The following is a 17,997-nucleotide window of genomic DNA, read 5'->3' as shown; positions in this document are numbered from 1 at the left end:
GGCGCGCTCTTTTTTTGTTGTTGCACACGTTTGCATGTTTGGATATGCTGAAATCAGTCAGGTAAACCTCATGTTCCAATTTTACAAGAACCGCATTTCGGTAAACACCTATATTTTAAGCCATTACGACTACAAATTCAAAGCATTAGTCTACAAAACCAATAGAAAGCGACGAAAATCAGTTTAGTAAAACTATTTATCAAAATTTTACAATAATAGTCTGTATTCATTTTAAATGACCAATTTTTATTGCAAAAAACTTCATTTTTTAAATTTAATCTCTTGCATTATTTGACATTGTCAGTATATTTGAAAAGTCATTAAACGAATGACAGAACTTCTAAACCGAGGATATATTCCGGCCGCACATGAATATATCCGACCGTGTTGAGAGGAACTTGCTGAAAGCCGGATGAACCGAAACACGGGCTCCGGGTAAGTTACGCTCCGATACGATATAATTTTTTTAATACAGGTTTCTTGATACCGTGGACAAACACCGCTTGTCGACGCCGGGCTTTTTCATCGCCTGCCAAAACGTTTCGACCTGTTTGTCCTCGATTAAAGAGGGTATTGCTTTCCGGAAAAGCAGTGTTGCAAGCTTATGGCTGTGTTGTTCTGTCCACGCGAAAGTGTGTGCGGCGCACGGAAGTGTGGACGCCACACAGCCATAACTTTTTTTCCCCTCCTACTACCACCGAACACCTAACAATTTAACCCTGATTCCCCATGCGTAAAGTTCTACTCTTATTTATATGGGCTTGTCTGTGTTCCCCGCTCGCTTACGCACAAGTGCGCCAGCTGACCGGAAAGGTGACGGCGGCCGAAGATGGTCTCGGACTTGCAGGCGCGTCAATCATTTATAAAGGCACCAATGTGGGTACAAATGCTGATGCTGACGGTAATTTCAGCTTTTCGGTTCCCGGTGACGGCGTACTCGTCATCTCTTATGTGGGCTTTCTGATCAAAGAAATGCCGATCGGCAACCAAACCAAATTTGACATCAAGCTGGACGCCGACACGCGACAGCTCGCCGAGGTGGTCGTGACCGCATTCGGTATAGAGCGTGAGAAAAAGGCGTTGGGATATACAGTACAGGAAGTAAAAGGAAGCGCACTCACGGAGTCACGGTCGACGAACGTGGCGAATGCGCTTTCCGGTAAAATTGCCGGTGTTCGGGTGCAGTCGAACGGCGGCCCTGGCAGCGGCTCCACGATCCAGATCCGTGGCGCATCGTCCGTTTCGGGCAATAACCAGCCGCTGATCGTCATCGACGGCGTGCCTATGGAGCAGACAACGAACAAGACCTGGGGCGGCGGTATTTCCGAGATCAACCCCGACAATATCAAGGAAATGTCGGTGCTCAAAGGCCCCAACGCGGCCGCATTGTATGGCTCGCGTGCCGCCAACGGCGTTATTTTGATTACCACCAAAAACGGCCAGGGCACGAAAGGGCTCGGTGTGGATATCAACTCCAACATCACTTTCGAGCGCCCGTGGATCAAACCGAAATTTCAGAACACTTACGGCGGGGGCAATGGCTACCGTACCTGGTATACCGACGGATGGAGCGGCAACATCACCGATCCGGCGGAAATTGCGCAATACCGCGCCGTTTATGACGCAAGATACCCCCTCGTGGGATCGGAAGGGACCGATGAAAGCTGGGGAGCTCCGATGGACGGGCGCCTGGTGAGACAGTGGTGGACGGGTGACGATGTTGCACCACTGACTCCTCAGCCTGACAACTGGGACGAGTACTGGAATACCGGCCGCACGATAACGAACAGCATCGCACTCAACGGCGGCAACGACAAAGGCTATTTCCGCCTTGGCCTGAGCCGTGTGGACCAAACGGGCATTATGTACTACAATGATTTCCACCGGAATAACTTTCGCATCAACTCGGGCTATAACCTGACGAAGAACCTGAGCGTTACGCTTTCAGGCGAGTATATCAAATCGGGTTCCGACAACAAGAGCTATGGTAGCGGACAGGAATTCATCTGGTCGCACCGGCACGTTTCATGGGCGCAACTGCGGGATTATGAGAGCTATATCGGCATGCACAATCAGCGCGGCAACGACACCGAACCGCCAAACTGGCAGCATACCTTCTTTACCAACCCGTATTTCTCGCAAAAACGCCTTCCTCAGAGCAACGAAAAGGACCGTCTGCTAGGCAACATTGCATTGAATTACAAGATATTGCCGTCGCTAAGCCTGATGATCCGGACGGGGACCGATTACTGGACCGATACGCGCATCAACGTGTCGAACTTCCTGCGCGTCCGCAATGGCGTGCGCACACCGGGCCGCTATTCGGAAGAAGTACTCCGCAGTCAGGAAACCAACTCGGATTTCATGTTGACTTACAACAAGAATATCTCGGCGGATTTCGGGTTGAATGTGCAGGCAGGCGGTATCAAACGCACGAATTATTACAAAAGAAACTATTTCTATGTAGGCGAAATGGTGGTGGACGGCTTGTATAATGCCGGCAACTCGGTGCCAAGCCAGAATACGATCGAATCGGAGATCCGCAAATCGGAAACGCAGAGCTTGTTCGGAACGGCTAACCTTTCCTGGAAGGATGCATTGTTCCTCGATTTGACAGCCCGTAACGACTGGTCGAGCACATTGCCTGCCAACGCGCGCTCTTACTTCTACCCTTCCGCTTCGCTGAGCGCGGTGTTAACGGAATTGTTCGATGTAAAAAGCAATGTGTTCACATTCGGCAAAGTACGCGCCAGCTTTGCCCAGGTGGGTAATGACGCGACACCTTACCAATTGGCACAAACCTATCTGGCCAAAGGTTCGTGGAACGGCGCGGTGCCCAAATTCTCCGAAAACATCGAGATCGCGAACAGCGGCCTGAAACCGGAGATCACCACCGGCCTCGAATTGGGTGCGGATTTGCGCTTTTTGAAAGGGAAGATCGGTCTGGATGTTACCTATTACAACCAGACCACCAAAGACCAGATCCTGGGCGTGGAAATTTCCAAAGCGAGCGGCTACAATACCCGCATCCTGAATGCAGGTAAAATAACCAACAAAGGCGTGGAAATCTCCATCAGCGGAACGCCCGTGAAGCTGCCGGGCGGTTTCAGCTGGGACGTATCATTGAACTGGGCGCGCAACCGCAACAAGGTGGTCGAACTGGCGGAAGGCCTCACCACCTACACGCTCGCAACGCAGCGCGGCATGTCATCGGAAGCACGCGTAGGCCAGCCTTATGGTACATTCTACGGCGTGGGCTTCCAGAAATACAACGGGCAGATCGTTTACGGCGCGAACGGCCTGCCACTGACAGTCGCCGGGCAAAAACTGGGCAATATTCAGCCCGACTGGATCGGCGGTATGCTGAACACGCTGAACTACAAAGGCTGGTCGCTGAGCGCGTTGGTGGACGTACGCATGGGTGGCGATATTTACGACGAAGGGACGGGAACCGCCCGCTGGACGGGCCAGTATGCCGAAACGGCACTTGGCCGGGAGGAAGGAGTGATCGGCAAGGGCGTACGTGAGGTGACGGCAGCCGATGGTTCCAAATCCTATGTTCCCAACGACATTATCGTAACTGCCAATCAGCTTTATGGCTATTCCAACCCGCGTAATTACCACGAGTCGGCGATTTTCGACGCAAGCTATGTGAAACTGCGGGAAGTGTCGCTCGGCTACGCTTTCAGTCCGTCGCTTTTGAAAAAGGTAAAAATCCAGTCGGCCAAGATCTCGCTCGTGGGACGGAACGTTTGGATGATCTTCAAAAATACCCCGCATATCGATCCGGAGATCGACGCGAAGGGTGGTAACCAGCAAGGGTTCGGGTACGGCGAACTGCCGAGTTCGCGCAGCATCGGTGCAAATCTGTCGCTGTCGTTCTGATCCAAATTATTTGAAGACCTAAAAGCATTACGAAATGAAAAGCATTTTGACCCATAAAAACATCTGGATGACTGCCCTTGCAGGCGCATTGAGCATCACCAGCTGTACCAAGGATTTCGACAGCATGAACGTGAGCCCGAACAGTCCCACGTCCATCGGCCCGCAATACTTGCTCCCTACCGGCATCGAAACATCCGTAGACCGCTACTGGGGCCACCGCGACCGCTTCGAGCGCATCAATATCGACGCCGCCGAATTGTACGTACAGCATCTGACCCGCAACATTTACAGCAACGAGGGCGACGATTACACCGTTTCACCCGCATTGCTGGCCAATAACTGGAAGGGTTTTTTCAACGATGGCCTATTGAATTTTCAGCGCATTATCAACCTGACTAACGCCCAGTCCGCTTCACCTAACGCTAATTATGAAGGGGTTGCGCTCGTTATGCGCACCTGGGTATTCTCCCTGCTTACCGACATGTATGGCTCCATTCCCTACACCGATGCCATTAAAGGCACGGCCAGCGATCCGGTTTACACGCCGAAATACGATTCGATGGAAACCATCTATGCAGGTTTGCTCAACGACCTGAAAACGGCCAACGAAAAACTGACTGTCGGTGGGCCGGCCATCGCAGGCGATATTTTGTATGAAGGGGATATTTTAAAGTGGAAAAAATTCGCGAACTCGCTCCGCCTGCGCCTCGCTAACCGTCAGGCCGCCAAAAAGCCCGCCGAGTCGAAAGCCATTTTTGCCGAAATCCTCGGCGATGCGGCCAAGTTCCCGATTTTCACCAGCAATGCCGATAATGCTTCACTGAAATGCACCGCGGTACTCCCCAGCAACAATGAATGGAACCAGATCCTGATCCAGGGCGGGCGGACCGACTGGAACATCAGCAAAACACTGGCCGACAAGATGAACGCATTGGGCGATACCCGCATTACCGTGTATGCCAATCCTAATAAAGACGGGCTGTACCAGGGCCACGCCAACGGCCTGCCCGATGCTATTGCCACCGGCTACCTCGCTACCAGCTCCACCATAGGGAAGGCATTCACCGATGCTGCGGCGCCGGAGGTGATCATGACTTATGCGGACCTGAACTTCATTCTAGCCGAAGCGGCCCTGGACGGCGACATTACGGGCGACGCCAAAAAGTATTTCGAAACGGGTATCACTGCTTCCTTCGCACAATACGGCCTCACCCCGCCTGCCGGCTACCTGACCAAGGCAGGGCCGGTCAGCAAGGAAAAAGTGCTCGAACAGAAATGGATCTCGCTCTTCGGGCAAGGCGTGGAAGCGTGGATCGAATGGCGCAGAACGGGCTTCCCGGTTTTCCCTGCCCCCGATCCCCGCGCGGTGCTGAACAACGGCGGCATTCTGCCTACCCGCTTCAATTACCCGGCATCCGAATATTCGCTGAATGCGACATCCGTAGCGGATGGTGTCAAATTCAACGGCGGCGCCGACGATATGAAGACCAAACTGTGGTGGGCCGAGAAGTAACGGTTTATTTCCAATTTCAAGACTTCGATGAATATGAAAAATATCAAATCGCTTTTCCTTTCCGCGCTGGCCGCATTGTCGCTCGGGTTTGCGTCCTGCAAAGAAGAAGATCCGTTCCTCGACCGCGACGTGGCCCCGGTATTGGTGGACATCGTCGGTGCGCCCTTTGGAGCGCCTATCGCCAGCGAACCGACCGTAACCTACTCGGCCAACGCCGAAAAGCTGACGCTCTCAGCCCGACTGCTGGAACTCGACAAAACCAACATTCTCGACCATACCAAAGGCATCGACTCGATTCCGGTACCGAACCTCAGCATTAAAATCACCCTCCGCACGGGCGCCGTGCTTGGCGAGGTTACTTCCGATGCGCAGGGTTTGGTAAAACTGGAAAAAACCTGGGCCGACCTGGGTATTACGGCACCGAAAGCGGGCAGTATCACCAAAATATCCTGGTCGGGAAGCTACAAGGGAATCGCATTTACGCGATTCTCGCAGGTACAAGCTAACTAATTGAAATACAAAGAACATATGCTTCTCTATTGGCCCGTTTCTTTGTAACTTGAAAGAAGATTTTTACTCCTTACATATGATCGTCACGTACTTAAACAATTGAACAATGAACCAAAAAATCGACCGTCGTAACCTGTTAAAATCCGGATTAATGGCATTGGGCGGCATCGCCGTGGCACCACACCTTACTGCCGGCGCATTCGAGAATACCCCATTATCCCTGGACCCCGAGAACCGCATTTACCGCAGCCCAATGGTGAGGGAGCATTTCCTGCCGGCTGATTTCAAAGCGCCCAAGATCATTGCCAAGTTAAGTGCGAACGAAAATCCTTATGGCCCGCCCATGTCGGCACAGAAAGCGGTAGCCGAATCCGTTAAAAACGGCAACCGTTATGCATGGAAAGAAATGTATGACCTGATCGATAAAATCGCCAAAAAAGAAGGCGTTCCGGCCGACCACATCATGATGGGCCCCGGCTCTTCCGACCTGCTCGAAAAAGTGGCATTGGTAACTTTCATGAAAGGCGGCAATATCGTTTCGGCCGATCCTTGCTACATGTCGCTCGTAAGCGTCGCGAAATCGGTTGGCGCTACATGGAAGGCCGTTCCCTGCACTGCGGACTGGTCGCACGACCTGAAAGCGATGGAAGCGGCGATCGATAAGGATACGAAGCTCGTTTATGTTTGTAACCCCAACAACCCGACCGGCGCCATTACCAAAGGCCAGGACCTGCTCGACTTCTGCTCGCGCGTATCCGAAAAAGTACCGGTATTCGTGGACGAAGCTTACATTGAGCTTGCTGTTGGCGCCGATACGCAAAGCATGGTTTCGCTGCTCGGACAAAAGAAGAACGTGATCATTGCCCGCACATTCTCGAAAATCATGGGTATGGCCGGGATCCGCGTAGGATATATTGCCGCGCAGCCTGAGTTCCTGGAAGGCATTAACAAAATCACCCGCGGTGGAATGGGTATTTCCTACACCTCTATTTTCGCCGCATCCGCCAGCTTGGACGATAAGGACTTCCAGGGCAATACTCGCAAGCTGAACCACGAGGCCAAGACATACCTTTACGAAAACCTCGACAAGATGGGTTACAAATACATCCCGTCATACACCAACTTCGTCCTCTTCCCGATCAGTATTCCGGGCAAGGAGCTCCTCAGCAAAATGACCGCCAAAGGCATCGCCGTCCGCTCGTTCGACGTCCAGAACAAACCCTGGTGCCGCGTCAGCATCGGTACGATGGACGAGATGAAGGCGTTTGTGGGGGCTTTGGGGGCGCTGAGCTGACGGGGCGTAATTGTTACGGTCAAATATGTGTCAGGCCTAGTCATTTGTAGTCAGGAATGGTCAAGAATGGTCATTATTGAGAGGAAAACAGCCTTTAATGACCATTCCGACCAACACTTGACCACAAATGACAGCGCATGACTAAAAATGACAACACCTGACTAAAAATGAACACCACCTGACAACACCTGACCAAGAAGTTACAGATTTTCACTCCCGTTACTTGACTACTACCTCGTTACAGCACCGTCACGAACGCAATACCCTCTTTAATCTTCGGTACACTCCCATTACCTAAATATTCCTGACCATGAGTGACGCATTACAAAAAACCATTACGCTGTTATTATTAATTGCTTTGGGGCTGTTACTCAAAGGCAAATTCAAGAATAAGGACCAAACCAACGGCATCAAGGAGATCATCCTCTCGGTGGCGTTGCCCTCGACGATATTTATCTCATTGATGAAGATCGACATCGACTCGTCGATGTTCGTAATCCCGCTCGTTACGCTGATTTTCAACTTTCTGATGTTCTTTTCCGCACCGCTCGCATTCGCATTGTTCGGTATCGAAAAGAATAGCCCCACCGGCCGCACGCTGATGATGCTCATTCCTTCCCTGGCGCCGGGCCTGTCCTGTTTTCCATTCATTGCCGAGTTTTTGGGAGAAAAAAGCCTTGCGATCGCCGCATTGGCGGATGTCGGCAACAAGTTTTTCGTACTCATTTCGCTGTACATTCTGGCGATGAATATGTTCCTTAAAAACAGCGACGACAAGGAGATGAAGATGGGTGGAAAGTTGAAAAGCCTCTTCGCCAGTATGTTCCAGGAACCTATTAACCTGCTTATTCTGATTGCGATCATCCTTTTGAGCCTCGGCATCAATTACAATTCGCTGCCGCCATTGGTAGTGGATATTTTTGACAAAACCAGCGCGATGATGACGCCGCTCGTGTTGCTTTTTATCGGCCTGGCCGTGCAACTAAAAGAGGGTAAGAAGCGTATCGTTGCAAGTATACTGTTCTTCCGGGCGGGCATTACGATGCTCATCAGCGCCGGAATGATTTACGTCCTGAACATCACCGACCAGAATATGGTATTGCTATCGATCGTGATCCCGTTGAGCGCCGCCAGCTTCTGGCCGCTCGCCCATATTTCCGCATTCAACCTGCGGGAGGACGCAAAAGGCATGGCTAAGGAAAAAAGAACATTTGATCTGGAACTTGCCGTGTTGTTACTTGCATTCTCTTTACCATTCTCAACGATATTAATTTTGGCCATTTTGTCTTCCGGTTCATTCTTTGCACATACCTCCACGCTCATTACTGCCGGCCTGATCCTGATCTGCCTCGGCGCGGTACCCAACGTGCTCAGCAAGGTATTTGTAAAAATGTCGAAGGCATCGTCATAACCTAACGTTCCATGAAGGTCCTGACCACCAGCATTTTTTCACTCCTGTCACTCACAGTATTTGCCCAAACCGAAATTACGGCCGTCAGCAGCATCCAGGCGCAGGCGACGATCCGGATGGCAAAAAACCCGAAACGGTGCAAGTATTTCCCGGCCAGCGCACCGGTAACCATGGCGGACGGCAGCGTCAAATCCATCGCGGAAGTCCGTGTGGGCGAGCATGTGAAGACGTGCAAAGACGGTAAAACGACGGTCACACAGGTGAAGCAGATCGACGTATTCAATCAGCCGACCTCGCCATTAACGGCGGTGTATTTGCGGCCGGTGGAGGAAAATGCTCCTTCCGGTTCGCCCATCGTGCCTGCATTGATGCTCGAAGCTACTCCGCACCATAAAGTGCAGACCAACCACGGCAGAAAACGCATGAAGAAGCTCGCGAAAAACGACATTCTTTATCATTACGAGCCTTCGACCGGGCTTGTATCGTCCTGGAAAGTCGGCGCGGTGCAGGCGAATGCCAGACGGGTCAGTAAGGCCTACAACCTGGAAACGGTAGACGGCACCTACCTGATCGACAACGTGATGGTTGCCAACAACTGATTTCATTATTTGCTCACCATTCCGGTAAAGCCCTGTTCGCGGGGCTTTATTTTTTTGTATTCCAATGCGTAAACTTCGTCCGCTGCTGGCCTGCTTCAAAAGGTTTTACGACCTTTGCACTTTATTTAAAGCAGAACAAATACATTGAATATACAGTGACAGCGAATATTGCTTCATCGACACCCCGCGAACTGGGTTTCACTTTCCCCGCCGAATGGGCCCCGCACCGTGCTACCTGGCTCACTTTCCCGCATAACGACGCCTCGTGGCAAGGCGACAGGCTCGCTAAAATGCGGCCGCAATACCTGGCGTTTATCAAAGCGATCAGTCAGGGCGAAAATGTGGGCATTATCGCTCACGACGAGCCGTTGAAGCAATTCATCACCGGCGAACTTGTGAAAACGGGCGTCGATCTCGCTAAAATCGAATTTATTGTAAAACCTACCAACGACGCCTGGTGCCGCGACCACGGCCCTTCATTTGTGGTCAACCCCGAAACCGGCGAAAAAATGATCGTCGACTGGGGCCATAACGCCTGGGGCGGCAAATATCCGCCTTACGACGACGACAACCGCACTCCGCGTGCCGTCGCGGAATATCTGAATCTCCCGGTCGTTAACCCGGGGATCATTATGGAAGGCGGCTCGGTGGAATTTAATGGCGCCGGCAGCCTCCTTACCAGCAAATCGTGCCTGCTGAACCCAAACCGCAACCCGCATTTGAAACAGGGGCAAATCGAGCAAATATTATGTGATTACTACGGCATCGAGCAGGTTTTGTGGGTCGAAGACGGCATTGTCGGCGACGACACCGACGGCCATATTGACGATACCACGCGTTTTGTAAACGAAGATACGATCGTAGCGTGCGTAGAAACTGATCGCTCCGACGAGAATTTCGCGGTTTTGAACACCAACCTGGAAATGCTGAAAGAAATGCGCCTGCTAAACGGAAAACAGCCAAATATCATCGAGCTTCCGATGCCGAAAGCGGTCATTATCGACGATTTCCGTACACCGGGCTCCTATGCCAACTTTTTGATCTGCAATGCAGGTGTGATTGTGCCGGTATTCAACAATCCGCACGACCAGATTGCGATCGATATTCTGGAAAAAGCATTTAACGGGAAGAAAATCATTCCGCTTTTAGCTACGGAAATCATTTGGGGGCAAGGTAGCTTCCATTGCCTGAGCCAGCAGGAACCGCTGGTTTGATATATAATGCCGGAAAGTAGTCTAAATTACTTTCCGGCATATTTAAAACTCCGGACTGGATTGCACATCCCGTCCCTCGTCATTGCTTGATAAATGGAATCGCATCACTCGCGAAGCCAGTGTCAATTTTGTAAAAATCGCTGGTTACGAAAAGCTTGCCCTGATAGAGCGTGCCTTCCACATCCACCGGGTAACTTTTATCCTTTTGCAATGAGAATTTCAGCAAATGCGTACTGACTATTTTGACATCTGACACAGAATCCTGCGAAATCAACACGGTTCCCTGGCGCCACGGCGTGTCAATGCGAGTCATACGCACTTTAACGGTATTCCCCGACTCTTTCTCTACGACCCATTCATATTTTCTTTCATCGCCTAAGTTCGTAACGTACTGCAGGCGGTAAGTTCCGACAAGGAATCGGGTCATGTCCTCAGGTACCGGTTCGGTCTTACTGCAACTCATCGCGGTAAGAAGCATTAGCAATACAGAAATTCTCTTCATAGCCGATTTACATTTATAGGTGTGAAAATATAGCTTATATTATCGCTTGTCAAAATTGAAGCCTTTTTTCGTCCCTAACCTACAGTCGGGACGAGGGTAACGATTAAATCATTAGCGATCCGCCAAATTTTCCCAATCCGTGCGTTCATGCAGGTATACATTGTAATCCACAAAACCGCGGATGCCGTCCACCCAGCCTTTTTCGCTGTGCTGCCAGAACAGCACGTGCGCGTCGGATGCGAGGTCGTTCAGGTGCGTGCGCGAGTAACCCGCGAGCCAGAGGGGATATTCGTCGAAGTTACCGGCGATGTATTTTTTGTAATAATGCTCGTTGACGTAAATAATGGGCTTTACACCGTAATGCGCCTCGATAAGGGTAAGCCAGTTCCGGACACCCTTGATAATGATGTCGTCGGGCTTGCCGCCATTTACTTCAAGGTCCAGCACCGGCGGCAGGTCGCCGGGCTCCATTCTTACCTGACCGATAAAATTATCTGCCTGGCGATCGGACATTACGCGCGGATTATAAAAGTGATAGGCCCCTCGTTTCATCCCTACCCTTTTCGCTTCCGCCCAGTTTCGCTTGAACTGTCTGTCGAGATGCGTAGCGCCCTCGGTCGCTTTGATGTACACAAAATCGATACCGACATTGCCTGAGCGGGCCTTTTTGAGTTTGTCCCAATTGATTCTCGCATTATGGTGCGAAACATCGATCCCATGGACGGCGTAGCGTAACGGCAGTTTAATCCCGAATTTGCTGATGAACTCCCACTGGTTCTCATCGGTTTTGTCACTCCACCAGATCAATCCGCCGACCACCGCTACGATGGCCGCGATAATGGCCCAGCCCTTCGCAGGGAGCGGTTTCAGATACTTCACTTTACTTCCTGACGAGCGGGTTTTCTTTTTTGCCATACGCCGCAAAATTAAGAAAGATCATTATTCCCGGCATACCGCCATTCATTTTAGATTATCGCCACTCATGTACTTTGTATTACATAGTACCTGATATAGCCCATATATTTGAATCAACCAAACGGAATTATTAGCCATCTTTAAATGAACATAGCCATGAAATCTTCAATTAAATCCATCGCAATGACAATGGTAATCGCTGCCACCGTCGCTTTCAATTCTTTCGCAGACGATAAAGAAAGTAAAAAAGCAGCCGCATTCGGAACCGGGATTTTTGCTTCCAAAACGGGTAAGATCCACGTCAACGTCGATAAATACACCAGCGACAAGGCCGTGGTGTTGATCACCAACAAGAGCGGCGAAGCGATGTACCGCGAGATCATCGACCGCAATACCGGCAAGTTCAGAAAGGCGTTCAATGTGAATGAATTGCCAGCCGGAACTTACACCATCGAAGTTTCCGCGAACGGCCAAAAAACCGAAAAACAGTTCGAGGTGGCCGAAATCCGCACCGAACGTCAGATTTCCATCAAGTAACCACCCCTATCCAGTAACAAAATGGCCAGCCCGGTTTTTTCAGGCTGGCCATTTTGCATTTATATTCAATGTATCGGTCAGATCACGACGTTCACGATCCGCTTCGGCACTACGATTACTTTCTTCGCCGGTTTTCCTTCCATCCATTTCTGGACTGTCGCATCCGCTAAAACCTCTTTCTCGATATCGGCCGGCGGCGTATCCAGAGGGAATGTCAGTGAAGCACGAACTTTCCCGTTGATCTGCACCGGATATTCGAATACCGAGTCCACGACATATTTCGCCTCGAACACCGGGAATGCCGCTTTGGAAACGCCGCCCGGCTCATTACCCAACGCAGCCCACAATTCTTCCGAAATGTGCGGTGCGTAGGGCGAAAGCAAAATCACCAGTTGTTGCAACACTTCCCTGCTCTGGCACTTCTGGCTGCCCAGCTCGTTCACGCACACCATGAATGCGCTCACGGCCGTGTTGAACGAGAAGTTCTCGATATCCTCGCCAATCTTCTTGATCGTTTTGTGCAAGATTTTCAACTCTTCGGGCTTAGCCGGGACGTCTTTCACCTGCCACTGGCCCGTCTCGCTGTAAAACAAACGCCATAACTTCCGGATGAACCGGTAGGTACCGTCGATGCCGTTGGTATTCCAGGGCTTCGCCTGGTCGAGCGGGCCAAGGAACATTTCATAAAGGCGAAGCGTGTCCGCTCCATAACGTTCCACAATATCGTCGGGGTTTACGACATTGAACTTGGATTTGGACATTTTCTCAATCTCCACACCGCAGATATACTTGCCGTCTTCGAGGATGAACTCCGCGTTTTCGCCTGCAATGTCCGGCCGCGTCGCTTTGAATTTTTCGATATCCAGCACATCGTTTTCGACAATATTCACATCCACATGCAAAGCCGACACCTCGTACTGCGACTTCAAGCCTGCACTTACGAACACCGGTTTGCTGTAATCCTCACCTTTGACCCTGTACACAAAATTGCTGCGTCCCTGGATCATCCCCTGGTTGATCAGCTTCTTGAACGGCTCCTCTTCCGGCACATAGCCGCGGTCTTTCAGGAATTTGTTCCAGAAACGGCTGTACAACAGGTGCCCGGTGGCATGCTCGGTCCCGCCGATGTACAAATCCACGTCTTTCCAGTAGCTGATCGCTTTTTTCGAGGCAAATTCGTTTTCATTTTTCGGGTCCATGTACCGGTACCAGTACCAGCTGCTACCTGCCCAGCCGGGCATGGTACTCAGCTCATAGCCATTGCCGGAGCCATGTTCCCAATCCTGCGCGCGGCCCAGGGGCGGCTCGCCGTTTTCGGTCGGCAGATATTTGTCCACCTCGGGCAGGTTCAATGGTAATTCACTCAGATCCAACAGATAAGGAATCGGTTGCCCCTCGCTGTCCTTTTTATAATAGACCGGCACCGGCTCGCCCCAGTAGCGCTGGCGGCTGAACACCGCATCGCGCAGGCGATAGTTGACTTTCCCTTTACCCAGTCCCCTCTCTTCCAGCCAGTTGATCAGTTTCTGCGTCGCTTCGTGGTAAGTCAGCCCGTTGATAATGCCTGAATTGATATATCTCCCTTCCTTGGTCGCGTCAGCTTGCGTTTCGATGTCCTTTTGCGCATCGAGGATCGGGATAATGGGCAGGTTAAAGTGCTTGGCGAAATTCCAGTCGCGCTGGTCGCCCGATGGCACGGCCATTACCGCGCCGGTTCCGTAACCCGCCAAAACGTAGTCGGCAATGTAAACGGGCACCTTCTCCCCGCTGAACGGATTGATCACGTACGCACCCGTGAATGCTCCCGAGACCGTTTTTACATCCGACATCCGGTCGCGTTCCGATTTCTTCTGCGTCATCGCAATGTAGGCGTCGATTTCAGCACGCTGCTCCGGTGTCGTGATCACGTCTACCAGCTCATGTTCCGGCGCAATCACCATAAACGTCACGCCGTAAATCGTATCCACACGGGTTGTGAACACTTCGATGAAGGAAGAAAGGGAGGAAGAGGAGGAAGAACTAGTCCCTTCTCCCTTTCCTTCATTTTCCTTTTCCTCCTTCCCTTCCCAGACTTGAAACCTTACAAGCGCTCCGACCGACCGGCCGATCCAGTTGCGCTGCTGCTCTTTCAATGATTCGGTCCAGTCAATGGTGTCCAAACCGTCGATCAAACGCTGGGCGTAGGCGGTAATGCGCATCATCCATTGGCGCATCAGTTTCTGGATAACCGGGAAACCGCCGCGCTCCGACACGCCGTCCTTCACCTCGTCATTCGATAATACCGATCCCAGGCCGGGGCACCAGTTCACGGTGGCATCGGCTACGTAAGTCAGGCGGTATTTCAATGTCATTTTGTATTGCGCCTCTTCCGACCATGCGTTCCATTCGTCGGCTGTAAACACAGGCGTATCCTCATCGCAAGGCGCATTCACCCCGGCGTTGCCTCCCTGGCTGAATTTCGCTATCAGCGTCTCGATCGGCTCGGCTTTATCGGTATCGTTATTGTACCAACTGTTGAATAATTCGCAGAAGATCCATTGCGTCCACTTGTAATAGCCTGGGTCCGACGTCCGCACTTCGCGGTTCCAGTCATAGCTCAAGCCCAGGTTTTTCAGCTGCTCGATGTAACGGGTGATATTCTGCTCCGTCGTAATGGCGGGATGCTGGCCCGTCTGGATCGCGTACTGCTCGGCTGGAAGGCCGAAGCTATCGAAGCCCATGGGATGCAGCACATTGAACCCTTTCAGTCTTTTATAGCGGGAATAGATGTCAGAAGCGATATATCCCAGCGGGTGCCCCACGTGCAACCCTGCCCCCGAGGGATAGGGGAACATATCCAACACATAATATTTCGGCAAATCCGACTCGTTCGACACACTGAAAGTGCCGTTCTTTTGCCAGAAATCCTGCCATTTCTTTTCTATTTCCCGATGACTGTACTCGCTCATATCCTGTTAGTTGTTATGCTTTTCTCCGGGCAGCCGGTGTGTATATCCCACCCAGAAACCTGATTATCAGAAGGTAAAGCTTTTGTTTCTTTTTCTGTTTTCTCAAATAATCCGCAAAAATAGCGTTTTTTGATCGGATTCGGGTTGTCCGCCATATTATTAGGAGGTGAACACATGCAGGCGTAATGTTCCTGCTTCTAGCAAATCCCCGCACCTGCAATCCATGGCTCCGGAGGAGCCTCCTGCGCCTGCGCTACACTTCACAGGCACGGGATTTGAACGGGTCGTGATCATTATCCATTCTTTTCCAATATTCAATGCTATGAAAAACGTGATGATTGCGCTGTGTGCATTACTCATCAGCTACTCCGCCTCCGCTCAGTACGACCCCGGTTTTCGCTTCGGTGTCAAGGCGGGAGCCAATTTATCGAACATCAACGGCAGCAACGACCTCACGCTGGCACCGGGCGGCGATGCATTCAACTTTAAAGACAACTCGAACCGCTCGCTGGGATTCGCCGGGGGCGTTTTCTTCCGTTTTGGAAAAACATTTTACGTACAACCTGAGTTACTATTGTCCCAGAAAGGGGGTAAATTCAACGTTTACAAGGACGGCCTGACGAACTCGCAGGGCAAAGTCGATGTACGCTTCAGCAATTTTGATGTACCGGTATTGTTCGGTTTCAGGGTTGCGAAATTCTTCCGCGTCAATGTGGGTCCGATGGCTTCTCTCAGGCTATCCGGCAATGGTAAACTCGGCGATTCGTTCGATGATTTTACCGGCGACAACGCGGATGTAACTTTCAAAAACCGGTTAGCCTACGGTTACCAGGCCGGTGTGGGTTTCGATTTCGGACGCATGAGCCTCGACGTGCGTTACGAAGGAAATTTCACCGAGATCGTGAAAGTAAATTTCGACAATGCGACCACCGCTTCGCAGTTTGGCAAGAAGGGAAACCTCTTCCAGGCGACGCTCGGTTTCGCGATTTTTTAGCAGCCGGTAAATAAAGAAAGGCAGAAAACGGAATTCGTGTAAGCGGTTCCGTTTTTTTGTTCCACATGACTGCCGAATCGGCGGCTATTTCTACTTTTGTGTTTCATTCGTTAAATTGCCTGTAAGCGAAACCGCACGGAATCAGGCCCATATAGCAGCAAAGTGGCAATCAACCAAGATAATGTAAGACTGGTTTTCGGACTCAAACTCAAACAACTCCGGCTCGACAAGGGAATGTCGCTCAGCGAACTTTCCCAGAAATCGGGGTTGTCGATTTCCTATATCAATGAAATCGAGAAAGGAAAAAAGTATCCCAAATCAGACAAGATCCTTGCATTGGCAAGTGCGATGGAGGTCGACTACGACACGCTCGTTTCATTGAAACTCAGCAAGCGGCTGGAACCCATCTCCGACCTGCTCAGCTCGAATGTGCTGACCGAGCTTCCGCTCGAACTTTTCGGCATCGATCCGGCCAACCTGCTCGAAATCCTTTCCGACGCTCCTACCAAGATCAGCGCATTCGTGGGGACGCTCATCGAGATCGCACGGAATTATAATATGTCGATCGAGAAATTTTACTTTTCGGCGTTGCGTACTTACCAGGAAATGCACGATAACTATTTCGAAGACATCGAAATGGAAGCGGAACGTTTTCTGGCGGAGCAAAATGTGGAAGCCAGCCGCCTGCTCGACGAACAATACCTCGAAAACATCCTGAAAGAGCAATACCATTACACGATCGAGCCGATTAACGAACGCAATAACCCGGAGTTTGCCACCGTGCGGTCTCTCACCATCACCAATGCGACCGGCACCCGTCTTTTAGTCAATGCACATTTATCCTCCGTACAGCGGGCGTTTATCTACGGGCGGGAAATCGGGTATTTGTACCTTAATCTGAAAAACCGGCTGCATACTACCGCCCTTGTCGAGGCGGAGTCGTTTGAACAGCTCCTGAACAATTTCAAGGCGTCCTATTTCGGCAGCGCCATCATTATCAAAAGAAATTTACTCGTTCCGGCAATCGCCGATTTTTTCGCGCAGAAAACCTGGCAACCGGAAAGGCTCATTCAGCTCATCCAAGATTTCAATACAACGCCGGAATCGTTTTGCTACCGGCTCAGTAATATCCTACCGCGGTATTTCGGCATCAACCAGATCTTCTTTTCGCGTTTCAACAACTTCGTAGGCCAGAATATCTTCCATATGACGAAGGAAATGCATATTTCGAGAAAGCATTACCCGCATACCGTCCGCGACGAGCACTATTGCCGCCGCTGGGTGGCGTTGACGATACTGAACGACCTGGGAGAGATCATCCTCGCCAAGCAACCACCACGCATTCTTTGCAAAGCACAAAAATCAACTTACATCGACACGCGGGATCAGTATCTGGTCGTAAGTTTCGCGCAGCCGATGTCGCCTACGCCCAATCTCAATGTGAGCGTGTCCATGGGCATTTACCTCGACGAGCAAACGCGCGCCAAACTGGCGTTTCTCGACGATCCTGCACTGAACGCCCGGGAAGTAAACCAGACATGCGAGCGCTGTTCGCTGTTCGATTGCCGCGAACGCATTGCCGCGCCGGTGATCCTGCAAAAAAAGGCACAAGAACGAAGAGCTAAGAAAGGCGCTCAAAAGGATGATTAATTGAATTATTTTCAACTAATTAGCA

General features: G+C 51.1%; 13 protein-coding genes. 10 read left to right on the top strand and 3 right to left on the bottom strand.

Features of this window, described 5'->3' with window-relative positions; all coding sequences use genetic code 11:
• Window positions 1-729 precede the first annotated feature (729 nt).
• The 7 genes from ABV298_RS20385 to ABV298_RS20355 all read left to right on the top strand — a co-directional run bounded on the left by ABV298_RS20385 (window position 730) and on the right by ABV298_RS20355 (window position 10,426).
• Entirely contained in the window at window positions 730-3,885 is a 3,156-nt protein-coding gene (locus tag ABV298_RS20385; protein ID WP_353718011.1) for a SusC/RagA family TonB-linked outer membrane protein, read from the top strand.
• Window positions 3,886-3,919: 34 nt separating this feature from the next.
• On the top strand, window positions 3,920-5,398 hold the full coding sequence (locus tag ABV298_RS20380) for a SusD/RagB family nutrient-binding outer membrane lipoprotein (protein WP_353718010.1): 1,479 nt from the start codon (window positions 3,920-3,922) through the stop codon (window positions 5,396-5,398).
• Window positions 5,399-5,431: 33 nt separating this feature from the next.
• The gene (locus tag ABV298_RS20375; RefSeq protein ID WP_353718009.1) at window positions 5,432-5,908 is read left to right on the top strand and encodes a hypothetical protein; all 477 of its coding nucleotides are present in this window, start codon (window positions 5,432-5,434) and stop codon (window positions 5,906-5,908) included.
• Window positions 5,909-6,014: 106 nt separating this feature from the next.
• A complete protein-coding gene (locus tag ABV298_RS20370) occupies window positions 6,015-7,202 on the top strand; it encodes a histidinol-phosphate transaminase (RefSeq protein WP_353718008.1) in 1,188 nt (395 codons plus the stop codon).
• Window positions 7,203-7,512: 310 nt separating this feature from the next.
• Window positions 7,513-8,613 (top strand): hypothetical protein, encoded by a 1,101-nt coding sequence (locus ABV298_RS20365; RefSeq protein ID WP_353718007.1) that lies wholly within the window; start codon window positions 7,513-7,515, stop codon window positions 8,611-8,613.
• Window positions 8,614-8,624: 11 nt separating this feature from the next.
• Window positions 8,625-9,212, top strand: coding sequence for a hypothetical protein (locus tag ABV298_RS20360; protein WP_353718006.1), 588 nt, complete (start codon window positions 8,625-8,627; stop codon window positions 9,210-9,212).
• A 155-nt stretch (window positions 9,213-9,367) separates the two neighbouring features.
• Window positions 9,368-10,426 (top strand): agmatine deiminase family protein, encoded by a 1,059-nt coding sequence (locus ABV298_RS20355; RefSeq protein WP_353718005.1) that lies wholly within the window; start codon window positions 9,368-9,370, stop codon window positions 10,424-10,426.
• Window positions 10,427-10,505: 79 nt separating this feature from the next.
• On the opposite strand, the gene ABV298_RS20350 is transcribed toward ABV298_RS20355, so the two are convergent.
• Entirely contained in the window at window positions 10,506-10,853 is a 348-nt protein-coding gene (locus ABV298_RS20350; protein ID WP_353718004.1) for a hypothetical protein, read from the bottom strand.
• 186 nt (window positions 10,854-11,039) lie between these two features.
• A complete protein-coding gene (locus tag ABV298_RS20345; protein ID WP_353718003.1) occupies window positions 11,040-11,843 on the bottom strand; it encodes a GH25 family lysozyme in 804 nt (267 codons plus the stop codon).
• Between the two features lie 156 nt (window positions 11,844-11,999).
• Between ABV298_RS20345 and ABV298_RS20340 the strand changes: the two genes are divergently transcribed.
• Window positions 12,000-12,380 (top strand): carboxypeptidase-like regulatory domain-containing protein, encoded by a 381-nt coding sequence (locus tag ABV298_RS20340; RefSeq protein WP_353718002.1) that lies wholly within the window; start codon window positions 12,000-12,002, stop codon window positions 12,378-12,380.
• A 77-nt stretch (window positions 12,381-12,457) separates the two neighbouring features.
• Here ABV298_RS20340 and leuS read toward each other — a convergent pair whose 3' ends face one another.
• Window positions 12,458-15,328, bottom strand: a complete 2,871-nt coding sequence (gene leuS, locus ABV298_RS20335) for a leucine--tRNA ligase (protein ID WP_353718001.1) — start codon at window positions 15,326-15,328, stop codon at window positions 12,458-12,460.
• A gap of 322 nt (window positions 15,329-15,650) precedes the next feature.
• On the opposite strand from leuS, the gene ABV298_RS20330 reads away from it, so the two are divergent.
• Both ABV298_RS20330 and ABV298_RS20325 read left to right on the top strand, forming a co-directional pair.
• Window positions 15,651-16,322, top strand: a complete 672-nt coding sequence (locus tag ABV298_RS20330) for a porin family protein (protein ID WP_353718000.1) — start codon at window positions 15,651-15,653, stop codon at window positions 16,320-16,322.
• A gap of 162 nt (window positions 16,323-16,484) precedes the next feature.
• Window positions 16,485-17,972, top strand: coding sequence for a helix-turn-helix domain-containing protein (locus ABV298_RS20325; protein WP_353717999.1), 1,488 nt, complete (start codon window positions 16,485-16,487; stop codon window positions 17,970-17,972).
• Window positions 17,973-17,997: the final 25 nt, after the last annotated feature.

The sequence above is a fragment of the Dyadobacter sp. 676 genome, assembly GCF_040448675.1.
Classification (GTDB): domain Bacteria; phylum Bacteroidota; class Bacteroidia; order Cytophagales; family Spirosomataceae; genus Dyadobacter.
The sequence above is the reverse complement of the archived record's forward strand: the minus strand, read 5'-3'. Positions and strand labels throughout refer to the sequence as shown.